The sequence below is a fragment of the Frankia sp. Mgl5 genome (assembly GCF_023242985.1).
GTDB lineage: Bacteria > Actinomycetota > Actinomycetes > Frankiales > Frankiaceae > Parafrankia > Parafrankia soli.
The window spans coordinates 1-10,666 of sequence record NZ_JALKFY010000672.1 but is presented as its reverse complement, the minus strand read 5'-3'; the positions used below and the strand labels follow the sequence as shown (position 1 = coordinate 10,666).

At 67.4% G+C, this 10,666-nt stretch carries 9 protein-coding genes; 6 read left to right on the top strand and 3 right to left on the bottom strand.

The window, feature by feature from the left end:
• Positions 1-146: 146 nt before the first annotated feature.
• The 3 genes from MXD62_RS22405 to MXD62_RS22395 form a co-directional block, all read right to left on the bottom strand.
• On the bottom strand, positions 147-1,868 hold the full coding sequence (locus MXD62_RS22405) for a diguanylate cyclase (RefSeq protein WP_248831447.1): 1,722 nt from the start codon (positions 1,866-1,868) through the stop codon (positions 147-149).
• Positions 1,869-2,131: 263 nt separating this feature from the next.
• Positions 2,132-3,055 (bottom strand): MurR/RpiR family transcriptional regulator, encoded by a 924-nt coding sequence (locus MXD62_RS22400; protein WP_248831446.1) that lies wholly within the window; start codon positions 3,053-3,055, stop codon positions 2,132-2,134.
• Positions 3,040-5,253, bottom strand: coding sequence for a PQQ-binding-like beta-propeller repeat protein (locus MXD62_RS22395; protein WP_248831445.1), 2,214 nt, complete (start codon positions 5,251-5,253; stop codon positions 3,040-3,042). The genes MXD62_RS22400 and MXD62_RS22395 overlap by 16 nt, the downstream gene beginning before the upstream one ends.
• Positions 5,254-5,377: 124 nt before the next feature.
• Between MXD62_RS22395 and MXD62_RS22390 the strand changes: the two genes are divergently transcribed.
• The 6 genes from MXD62_RS22390 to MXD62_RS22365 all read left to right on the top strand — a co-directional run bounded on the left by MXD62_RS22390 (position 5,378) and on the right by MXD62_RS22365 (position 10,633).
• Positions 5,378-6,097, top strand: coding sequence for an HAD family hydrolase (locus tag MXD62_RS22390; protein ID WP_248831444.1), 720 nt, complete (start codon positions 5,378-5,380; stop codon positions 6,095-6,097).
• A gap of 79 nt (positions 6,098-6,176) precedes the next feature.
• Positions 6,177-7,349 carry a cobalamin-independent methionine synthase II family protein gene (locus MXD62_RS22385; RefSeq protein WP_248831443.1) on the top strand — a complete coding sequence of 391 codons (1,173 nt, stop codon included), beginning with the start codon at positions 6,177-6,179 and terminating at the stop codon, positions 7,347-7,349.
• Entirely contained in the window at positions 7,346-8,386 is a 1,041-nt protein-coding gene (locus tag MXD62_RS22380; RefSeq protein WP_248831442.1) for an isopenicillin N synthase family oxygenase, read from the top strand. The genes MXD62_RS22385 and MXD62_RS22380 overlap by 4 nt, the downstream gene beginning before the upstream one ends.
• Positions 8,387-8,468: 82 nt before the next feature.
• Positions 8,469-9,134 (top strand): GPR1/FUN34/YaaH family transporter, encoded by a 666-nt coding sequence (locus MXD62_RS22375; protein ID WP_248831441.1) that lies wholly within the window; start codon positions 8,469-8,471, stop codon positions 9,132-9,134.
• A gap of 93 nt (positions 9,135-9,227) precedes the next feature.
• Positions 9,228-10,007, top strand: coding sequence for a phytanoyl-CoA dioxygenase family protein (locus MXD62_RS22370; RefSeq protein ID WP_248831440.1), 780 nt, complete (start codon positions 9,228-9,230; stop codon positions 10,005-10,007).
• Positions 10,004-10,633 carry a phosphonate degradation HD-domain oxygenase gene (locus tag MXD62_RS22365; protein WP_248831439.1) on the top strand — a complete coding sequence of 210 codons (630 nt, stop codon included), beginning with the start codon at positions 10,004-10,006 and terminating at the stop codon, positions 10,631-10,633. The genes MXD62_RS22370 and MXD62_RS22365 overlap by 4 nt, the downstream gene beginning before the upstream one ends.
• Positions 10,634-10,666 lie beyond the last annotated feature (33 nt).

Below are 10,666 nucleotides of genomic sequence, written 5' to 3'. Positions count from 1 at the left end.
ACCATGACGGATCGTGACATAGAGTGCCACGTCAGCTACCACCGGATGTGCGGCAGAGCCGCTAACTTTACAGACCCTCCGCTTCGACCCCCTCCCCGAGGCCGCCTGACCCCGGGACACGCTGCCACCTCACGTTATTTTTCGGGTCAGTTCCGCCACCGGTCGCCGTCAAGCAGGGCGTCGGCGACGACGGCTCGGTTACGGCCGGTGTTCTTGGCGTGGTAGAGAGCCGTGTCGGCGGCGGCGAGCAGGGAGTCGAGTCCGGTGTCGGCGGGATTGAGAGTGGCGAGGCCGACGCTGACAGTGACCGACAGTGGGCCGACAGAGGTGGGGATCGGGGTCACGCTGACAGTCTCGCGGAGCCGTTCGGCGAATGCGCAGGCGGTTTCGGCGGGTGCGTCGAGGACGGCAGCGAACTCCTCGCCGCCGATCCGGCCGATGAGGTCCCGCGCGCGCAGCGTGGCGCGGAATCGCTGGGCGACCTCGGTGAGCACCGTGTCACCGGTGGCGTGTCCGTGCAGGTCGTTGACGCGTTTGAAGTGGTCGATGTCGGCCATCAGAACGGCCATCGGCCGGCCACTACGCAGGTGTCGCCTCGTCATCGCCTCGGCCCGGTCGAGGAGGTGACGGCGGTTGGCCAGCCCGGTCAGAGGGTCCATCCGGGCAAGGCGCTGAGCCTCCTCGTATCGGCAGGCGTTCTCGCAGGCAACCGCAGCGTGGCCGAGCACGGCACGAGCGATTGCGAGCTGGTCGGGTCCGTAGCAGCCGGCCGCCCGGCAGGTAATCAGGATCAGGACGGTCGGATGCGGGCGGAAGGCCGCCGGGACGGCCAACCAGCTGCCAATAGGATGGCGTTGGCCAGGGAGGGGCCCGGGCGGGCCACGGCCGGGGTCCGCGAGTCCTCGGCCGGTGTAGGCATCCAATATCGGCGAGCCGGGGCGCGGCCTGATCGTCTGGCCCAGGGCGCGGGAGTCCACGTCGCCGTGAACGGCGACGACCCGCAGCGTTCCGCTCGGTTCGCGGGCCAGCGCCCAGACCGTGTCGAACGCGAGCATGTGGGCGGCAGCGCTCATGACCCTGCGCAGAATCTTGCGGGCGTTGAGGGTGGATGCCGCCGCGGCGGTGATGTTCTGAATGGTTTCGGCCAGCTCGCGCTGGCGGCGTTCGCTGGCCACCAGCATCCGCAGTTTCGCGGGGTCCGAGGTGCGCAGCGAGATCAGGTCCCGGTCCGCTCTGCTCGTAGAAGCGAGCACGGCTTGGCGGATCTCGCCGGCGGCCATGCTCGCCATCGCCGAGAGCAGGGGTCCGGCATGCCGGTTCGGGCAGGTCACGTCGAGCAGGCCGAGGATCTCCCCGGTCACCGGGTCATGCAGCGGAACTCCGACGCAGGCGAGGTCGCTGTAGGGCTCGGCGTAGTGCTCGGTGCCGAAGACGCCAATCGGGGTGTCTCCCGCCAGGGCGGTTCCAACGCCGTTCGTGCCAACGAAGCGTTCCGCGAGGCTGAAGCCGGGCGTCACCGCTACCCGGTCGAGCCGCCGTTCGAAGGCTGCGTCGCCGGTTCGCCGAATGAGGATCAACCCGTCCACGTCGGTCAGGATCACGCTGATCTTCTGGCCTTCCAGTCGGTCGCCCAGCTCCCGGATGATCGGTTCGGCCGCCTGTATGAAGGGTGCGTCGAGGTCCAGGCTCGAAAAAGACGGCTCCGGGCGATCGGGGGCCACCGTCAGGTCCCGCGACCGCTGCCAGGACTGCCGGATCGGGTCCCGCACCCCGCGAAGGTCGCAGTCCTCGCCGGTGAGGAAAAGCTCTCGTGCGCGGGACCTCGATGCACGGCCGTCCGACTGCGACGGTGCGGATCGACCCGCCATCGAAACCACTTCTTTCACAGAAAGATCGGATAGGCTCGCTTTCAGTCTATCCTAGGGAGCGCCCTCGGCCTGTTCGAGATGCCGTTATGCCGTATACAGACAGAAAGCGATCATCTGTTCGTTTCGAAACCTATGAAACGAATTCTTCAGGTTCCGATACCATCGACGATGGTCCACGTCGCGGTAGAGGTGGCGTTGCGACAGGCCGTCTTCGTGTTGGAGACGGATGGCCGTTAGGAATCAAGATGGAAAGTCTCGCTGCGCTAGATGCGGTGCTCGGCGAGGACTTCGGCGGTGAGTTGCTGGGTGGTTTGCGCTCGTTCTGGGTTGGCGAGGCAGACGGCGACGTAGAGGGCGTCGAGGACGGTGGAGTGGATGATGCGGCTACTCATGGCTTCGATGCGGAAATTTGTTTCTCGGCTTCCGGCGACGAGGCAGGTTTCGACGATTTTGGTGAGTGGCGATCGGTAGAAGCTGGTGAGGGCGATGGTGTCGGCGCCGGCTTGTTTGGCGGCAGCGGCGCTGGCGAGGGTTTCTTGGGTCTGCCCGGTGTGGCTGATGGCGAGGCAGGCAGTTCCGGGGTGGAGCAGGCGTGCGGTGACGTGCTGGACGTGTGGGTCGAGGGGTGCTTCCGCGGTGATTCCGGCGGTGCGGAAGCGGTACGCGGCGTCCTGCGCGAGGGGGGAGGACGTGCCGACGCCGACGACGAGTAGCCGCTCGGCGCGGGTGAGGGTTAGGACAGCGTGGGCGAAACTGTCGTGGTCGACGGTGCCAGAGGCTTCGGTAATTGCTTGGGCGGTGCTGTGCAGGATCTTGTCCAGGACGGTTGCGGGCTCGTCGGTCGCGGCGACGTCTTCATGCAGGCCGCGTTCGGCGGGGATGGATTCGGCGGCGAGACGGATTTTGAGGTCGGCGAAGCCTTTGAGGCTGATGTCCTGGCAGAACCGGACGATGGTGGCGACCGAGGTCTCGGTGCGTTCGGCGAGGTCGGTGACGGTCATGTGGATGATGTCGCGGGGTTCGGCGAGGACGACCTGGCCGATCCGTTGACCGCTGGGGGTCAGGGTGGGCATCCGGGCGCGGAGCTGCGCCGTGATGGTGCCGCCGTCGGCGACGTTGTCTGCGGCGGCGGGCTGGCCGGCGTCGGGGCGCCGGTTGTAGGTGGAGCTGGTCATGATGCCTGCCACGATGCCAGACCGGCGCGCGTGGAGGGGGCTGAAGGGGCGTTGATGTCGAGGAGGTGAACAACCGCGTCGGTACTGAGCACGACGAGGGTGTTCAATCCGAGCAAGATGGGCTGGGTGGTGACGGGCGCCGCGACGTCGCCGACGAGGCGCGGACCATCGGGGCAGTCCAGTTGCCAGATACTGCCATCGAGTAGCACGATCACTGGTCCGAGCGGGGTATGGACGGGAGTGGTGGGCGCGCCGGTACCGGTGGACCGGTAGGGGCCGTAGGTGGGGCGCAGCCCGTGCAGGTGCTGGCGGTCGAGGATGTCGCCGTGATCCGGGTCGAGCCGGTGGGCGATGCCGTCGCCGGTGACGAGCACGATTGCCTCGTCGGTGACCAGGGGAGCGGCCGTGGAGAAGCGGCCGGTCAGGGTGGTGCGCCAGCGGGTCTGGCCGGTGGACAGGTCCAGCCGCTCGAGGGTGGGTCCGGCGGTGCGGAGTAGCAGCGCATCGGTCCCGTCGATGGCGACCAGCGAGCTGGATGGCGGCGGTGTGCCGGGCGGGTCGGTCCAGGCGATGGTGCCGTCGCGCAGGTCCAGGGCGGTCAGGCCTTGGGTGGGGCCGCCGAGGGGCAGCACGGCCAAGCGGTCGGTGGCCAGACCGGTTCCGTATGTGAGCAGGGTGTCGACCTGGCCGAGCTGGTCACGGTGCCAGGCGACATCCCCGGTGTCGGGGTCTAGGCAGGCGACGCCGCCGACGTCACCGACGATCAGCCGCCCCGTCACGGTGAGGATGGGTGTGGCTAGCAGCCGGCGTTGCTGCCGGTGTGGGAGGTGTCGGGTCCAGTGGGTTGCGCCGGTGGCTGGGTCGATCGCGGTGAGAGTGCCGGCGTGGCTGCACGCTAGGACCTGGTCGTGGCCGGTGAGAACGCCGGTGATGGGTTCGTCTGCGACGCGCACCGTCCACAGCACGTCGACTCGGTCGTTGTTACTGCCGGTATTGGAGGTGAGTAGGCGGGTCAGGTGTCCTGCGCCGTTAATGTCGGCGCTCGGTGCGATGACGGTGTCGGCGAGGGTCTCGAGGGTGCCCAGGTGTTGATGGGCGCCGATCGGGTGGCTGGTGGTGCGGGGCGTGGTAAGGGTGTCGGCGCGAGGCGTGGTCGGTGACCGTGGCGGTTTCGGTAGCGCCGGGATTGTGTCGTGCCGTAGATCCATAGTTTCCGAGCCGGTGGTGAGGGTGATGAGGCGGAGTTGCGGTGGTGACCAGTCCAGTCCGCCAAAGCTGGCTGCGGGCGTGCTGAGCAGGTGGCAGCCGCCGACGGTGCGCCGCGCGTCGGCGTGCCAATGTCCGGACAGGATGGCGAGCAGGCTGCCGGGTGCGGCATTATAGCGGATCAGTGCGAGTGTGTCGTGGTCGGGCTGGTCGTGGGTGAGCACGACGACCGGCAGCCCGGGGGTGCGGGTGGCGAGATCGGCGATTACGAAGCGTTGCTGGTCGGTGTCGTCGATGCCGCACCAGGCGCTGAACCAGTCCAGGGCGAGTAGGTGCACGCCGGCCAGGTCGGCTGACCACCAGCGTGGGCCCATGGCCTGCTCGTAGCGGGTGAGGGTGGCCGCGCCGAGAAACCCGCCACCGTGGGGGGTGTCGCTGGGGTGGGGTTGGTGGCGGTGGCCGTAGTGGTCGTGGTTACCCGGCACGATCTCCACTGGTAACGGCGCGGCGGCGAGGGAGTTGAGCACGCGCCCGAACTCTTCGGGTGTGCCGTGGTCGGTGAGGTCGCCGGTGATCACGGCGAAAGCCGCGCCGTGATCGGCTGCGGCCTGCAGCGCGTGGTGCAGGCCGCTGGTGGTGTCGGTGTGGTCGCCGTAGCGGGCGGCGAGTTCGACCGCCTGGGACGGGTCGCCGTCGATCGCGCTGACATGCGTGTCCGTGAGGTGCGCGAATCGCAGCTCGTTTGAGGATGCCGAGGCTGGTTGTGGATCGCCATCGGCGCGGCTTGGGTGAAGCTGAAACAGCACCGGCTCCTCCGCTGTTGGGTGCTGCCACCAGCGGCCCGTCCAGCCGTTGGGGCGCCGGACCCAGACTGGGCGCCCCGGCACGGTGTGGAGGCTGAATGAGCCGTCGTCGCGAGTGAACGTCCAGGTCCGCCCGTCGCTGACCGCGATCCCTGCGAGCGTGTCGCCGTGGATGGTGAGTACGGCGCCGGTGATCTGCATGCCAGAACTCTAGCCGCCAACAAAAGATCATTTACAGAGAGCCCGACCGTGACGGATGAAAGTTACTTACACAGGTAAGGTGGTGTTCAGATAAAATTTCCCCGGGCCTGTCAGCGTCACCGCCATGAACCCCACCCGGCCTCACACCGCCACCGCAGCCACGGGGGCGGCGTCGACGGTGCTGACCGGGTGGACGGTGCTGTTCGACTGGAACGGCACCCTCGTCGACGACCTGCCCCGGTCTCACCTCGCAGCGTGTGCGGTGCTGGAGAGCCGCGGCATGCCGACGATCCCGCTGACGCAGTTCCGTGACCGGTTCCGGCTTCCGCTGTCGGCCCTGTTCGCCGACCTCGGCGTGCCGCACCGGGTATGCGCAGCGGCCGAGGCGCAATGGAACGCGCTGATCACCGGACTACCGGTGACGCTGCGCACAGGCGCCCTCGACATGCTCACCGTCCTGGCCCACTACGGCGCCGCGTCCGGTGTCATCAGCGCCGCTGCCACGGAGGCGGTTACCCCCGACCTGCACGCCACTGGCACGGGGGACCTGTTCAACGTGGTCGTCGGTGGCATTGCTGATAAGGCGGTGGCGTTGCGCTGGTTCACGGCCCATCGATCCGCCCATCGATCCTCGCCACGGGTTGCCTATGTCGGCGACCCCGAGCACGACATGAGCTCCGCTCGGCGGACCGGCGCGCTCGTCATCGGCATTACGGGTGGCTACCGGCCGGCCCAGGCATTGCGTGAGGCCGGCGCCCAGCACCTGATCACCGATCTGATCCAGATCCCGGAACTGCTGTCTGCCACCGAGACCTCTCGTCCCGCGCCCGTCACCCGCTCCTGACGACCAGTAGTCGAAACGCCATCCAGCAGCACACCGGGAACCGCCCGCACCGCTCAGTCCACTCGATGGAGGAACCGTCATGAAACTCAGCAGCGACCGCATCCTGACCACGCACACCGGCAGCCTGCCCCGACCGGCCACGCTGGCCGAGCTGATCCGGGCCCGCGAACAGGAGACGCTCTCGGCCGCGGACGCCGAGCACCTGCCCCAGCGGATCGCGGACGCGGTCAGCGTGGTCGTCGACCATCAGGCCCAGGTCGGGCTGGACGTGATCAGCGACGGCGAAATGAGCAAAATCGGCTACGCCACCTACGTCAAGGAACGCCTCACCGGTTTCGACCCGAACGTCGCCGTCCCCGACGGCGGCGGCCTGTCGATCGCAGACCTGGACGACTTCCCCGGCATGGCCGAACGTTCCCTGGCCGGCTTGGAGACCGCGACACCCACCTGCACCGGCCCGATCAGCTACACCGGCACCGACCTGCTCGATACCGACCTGGCCAACTTCGCGGCCGCCGTCGACTCGGTCTCGGCAGGATCGGATCAGCCAGCCGAGCGGTTCATGAACGCCGCTTCACCTGGAGTGATCGCGCTCTACCTGCCGAACCAGTTCTACGACAGCCTGGATGAGTACCTGTTCGCGTTGACCGAAGCGATGAGGGTCGAGTACGAGGCGATCACCGCCGCCGGGCTGGTCCTGCAGATCGACGCCCCGGATCTGGCCATGGGTCGGCACATCCAGTACGCGCACCTGTCCGAGCAGGAGTTCCTGGCCCGGCTTCGCGTGCACGTTGAGGCGATCAACCACGCGCTGCGCAACATCGACCCGGCGAGGGTGCGGGTGCACCTGTGCTGGGGCAACTACCAGGGCCCGCACCACAGGGACGTCGGCCTGGACGTCATCCTGGACGCGATCCTTCAGCTCAAGGCCGACGGGCTGGTATTCGAGGCCGCCAACCACCGCCACGCGCATGAATGGCAGGTGCTGGCCGACGCGAAGATCCCCGAGCAGAAAGTCCTCGTCCCGGGTGTCATCGACACCTCCAGCGTCTACATCGAACACCCCGAACTCATCGCCCAGCGCATCACCCGCTTCGCCGACATCGTCGGCCGCGAGCGCGTGATCCCCGGAACCGACTGCGGCTTCGCATCCTTCGCCACCTTCCTCGCCGTCGACCCGAACCTGGCCTGGGCGAAACTCGAATCCCTCACCGCCGGCGCTCGACTGGCCAGCGATCGGCTGTGGTCATGACCCACAGCACGACCGACCACGACGCGGCGCTGCCGGTGCTCGACCTGCGCGAGTTCGACCGCGGCACTGACCCTACGGCGCGCAGCCGGTTCGTCGAGCAACTGCGCGAGACCTGCCATGACGTGGGCTTCTTCTACCTGGTGGGGCACGGTATCGGCGACACCCTGTTCCGAGAGGTCGAGGAGGTCACCCGAGCGTTCTTCGCTCTGCCCGAAGCCGATCGGATGGCGATCGCGATGACCCGGTCGCCACACTTCCGTGGCTACACCCCACTGGGCGGTGAACTCACGAACGGTCGGGCCGACCGGCGCGAGGAGATCGACCTCGGCCCGGAACGTCCCGCCCCGGCACTGACCGCTGCCGATCCGCCATGGCGGCGACTGCTCGGTCCGAACCAGTGGCCGGCCGCAATACCGCAGTTCCGCGCCACGATGTTCACCTGGCACGAGCAGATGGACACCGTCGGGCACCGCCTGCTGCGCGCCCTCGCGACCAGCCTCGGTCAACCTGACGACCGGTTCGACAGCTGGGTCGACCCAGACCCCGAGGCCACCATCAAAGCCATCCACTACCCCCCGTCCGGACCTGACGACGACCATCAAGGCGTTGGCACCCACCGCGACTTCGGGCTGCTCACCTTCGTCCTGCAAGACACCGTCGGTGGACTGCAGGTGGAGCGCGACGGACGCTACCTCGACGTCCCGCACCTGCCCGGCGCCCTGGTCGTCAATCTCGGCGAAATGCTGCAGCTCGCCACTCACGGCTACCTCAAGGCCACCGTCCACCGCGTCATCAGCCCACCCGCTGGCATGCAGCGATTCTCGGTCATCTACTTCTTCAACCCGCGCCTGGACGCCACCCTCACTCCCGTCGACCTGCCCGCCGAACTCGCCGCCCAGGCGCCAGGCGGACACAGCGCCGACCCGGACAACCCCATTCTCGCCACCTACGGCGAGAACATCCTCAAGGTGCGGCTGCGTGCCCATGCCGACGTCGCGAAACGCCACCACGCCGACCTGCTCGCCGCCGCGAACTGACCAGACCCACCAGCACACCGCAACCCGCCCTCGGGTGAGCCCACGCGCGCCCAGTCATCCTCTGAACGGAAAGGCGATCTCCATGACCGTTGACGCTCCGCCCGCACCCGCGGCCACGCATATACCGCTACTGACCAACTCCGAAACCCCGCCCGACCCGCCGACCACCAACCCGCTGCGGGGAAACCCCGGCATCGTCGGCATCCCGATCACCATCGCCGGCGCGCTCGGACTCGGCCTGGTCGACTCCGGCTACGTGCCCGCTGCGGCCGCCGCCGCCGGCATCCCGACCATCCTCGCCGCAACCTCGGTCGGGCTGCTGCTGGCTACCGTCTGGGCCGCCGCGCTCGGGCAGAACGCCTCGGCCAGCCTGTTCGCCGTCTTCTTCGGCTTCTACGCCAGCTACGCCGCACTCGCCCTCGGGCTCACCCACAACTGGTACGGCATCCCCCCCGACCAAATCGTGCACACGCAAGCCGTCTGGCTGATCTGCTGGCTGGTCACCATCGCCATGCTCACGCTGGTCACCATACGGCTGCCTTGGAGCTTCACCCTGCTCCTTGGCCTAGTCGACGTCGCCCTCGTCCTGCTGCTCGTCGGCACCCTGGAAGCCAACACCGCCCTGGTCCATCTCGGCGGATACGTGATCTTCGCCTTCGTCGCCGTCGCCGTCTACCTGTACGTCGACCTTATGTGGAGCGAGACCGGTGGCCGCGGACTCCCTCTCGGCAAACCTCTCATATCCTGACCCGATCACTGTAACGGAGTTACGTCGCAACAAGCGCTACTGCTACCATAGTTACATCGATGTTCTGGTCGACCGGCTTTGCGGAGGCTCACGTTGCTGACCGACACCCTCGACCTCGCCACCTGGCAGGCCACCGGCGCTCTTCTCATGGAAGGCTTCCTTGACCCGGAGCGCCTGCGGGAGGTGCAACACTGGGTCGATGAGATCGAGGCTCTGCCAGGCAGCGAGGACAATCTGCTCCAGTACGACGAGACCACCAGAGACGGGCTCTCGGTGCGGTGCCGCACCGAGAACATCGTGCCCTTCCACGACGGCATGCGCACCCTGCTCACCCAGGGCGCACTGCTCGACATTGCCAGCACGTTGCTCGGCGGACCCGCCGTCCTCTACAAAGAAAAGATCAACTACAAGCAACCCGGCGGCGCCGGGTTCGCCCCACACCAGGACGCCCCCGCTTACCCCTTCGTCCGCTCCACCATCACCTGCATGATCGCCATCGACGATTCCACCGCCGACAACGGCTGCCTGGACATCGTCGAAGGCATGCACCACAACCCGCTACCCACCGACGACGCCGGCTGCATCCCCACCCACCTCGCCGAGACCCTCACCTGGAAACCCGTCCCAGCCCGCGCCGGGTCACTGCTCTGGTTCGACTGGTACGTCCCTCACCGCTCCGGAGCCAACACCTCACCGCACCGTCGCCGGGCCATCTACCTCACCTACAACGCAGCCTCCGACGGCGACCACCGCCACCGCTACTACCAGGAAAAGCAACACCGCCTCACCGCCGGCACCGGCCGAATCAGCCTCATCGGCCACTTCACTGGCGACAGCCACATCAGCGCCCAGAAAACCCACGAATCTGCATGAACACCGACCGACTCCTCCGCGGCACCTTCACCGACGCAGACGAGTTCTGCGACGAACTATTCGCCTACCTCACCGTCGCCGGCCAAAGTCAATACGACGAAACCGTCACCCAACTCGAACATGCCCGGCAAACCGCCACCCTCGCCGAAACCGACGGCTACGACCAGACTGCCCAGGTCGCCGCGCTGCTACACGACATCGGCCACCTCTTCCTCGACGAACACGACGCGCACCACGACTTCCTCGACGAAGACCTCCATCACGAAATCGTCGGAGCACGCTACCTGACCCGCTGGTTCGGCCCCGATATCGGCACTCCGGTCGCGCTGCACGTCAAAGCCAAGCGCTATCTCGTGGCCACCGACCCAACCTACGCCAACGGCCTGTCAGCGGCCTCCACCCGAAGCCTACACATCCAAGGAGGCCCGCTGACCGGCAAAGAAGTCGATGACTTCCTCCGCCTGCCACATGCCGACCTCGCCCTCGCGTTGCGCCGGTGGGACGACAATGCCAAGCGAGCCGACGCCGCGGTACCGGAACTCGGCCACTGGCGTCCGGCCGTCCGCCGGCTGGCCAACACTTCTGGGTCTGTAAAGTTAGCGGCTCTGCCGCACATCCGGTGGTAGCTGACGTGGCACTCTATGTCACGATCCGTCATG

What these genes read in the sequence shown, in the direction of transcription:
- MXD62_RS22405 (WP_248831447.1), bottom strand. Translation starts at nt 1,868, where the DNA reads ATGGCGGGTCGATCCGCACCGTCGCAGTCGGACGGCCGTGCATCGAGG.
- MXD62_RS22395 (WP_248831445.1), bottom strand. Translation starts at nt 5,253, where the DNA reads ATGCAGATCACCGGCGCCGTACTCACCATCCACGGCGACACGCTCGCA.
- MXD62_RS22390 (WP_248831444.1), top strand. Translation starts at nt 5,378, where the DNA reads ATGAACCCCACCCGGCCTCACACCGCCACCGCAGCCACGGGGGCGGCG.
- MXD62_RS22385 (WP_248831443.1), top strand. Translation starts at nt 6,177, where the DNA reads ATGAAACTCAGCAGCGACCGCATCCTGACCACGCACACCGGCAGCCTG.
- MXD62_RS22380 (WP_248831442.1), top strand. Translation starts at nt 7,346, where the DNA reads ATGACCCACAGCACGACCGACCACGACGCGGCGCTGCCGGTGCTCGAC.
- MXD62_RS22375 (WP_248831441.1), top strand. Translation starts at nt 8,469, where the DNA reads ATGACCGTTGACGCTCCGCCCGCACCCGCGGCCACGCATATACCGCTA.
- MXD62_RS22365 (WP_248831439.1), top strand. Translation starts at nt 10,004, where the DNA reads ATGAACACCGACCGACTCCTCCGCGGCACCTTCACCGACGCAGACGAG.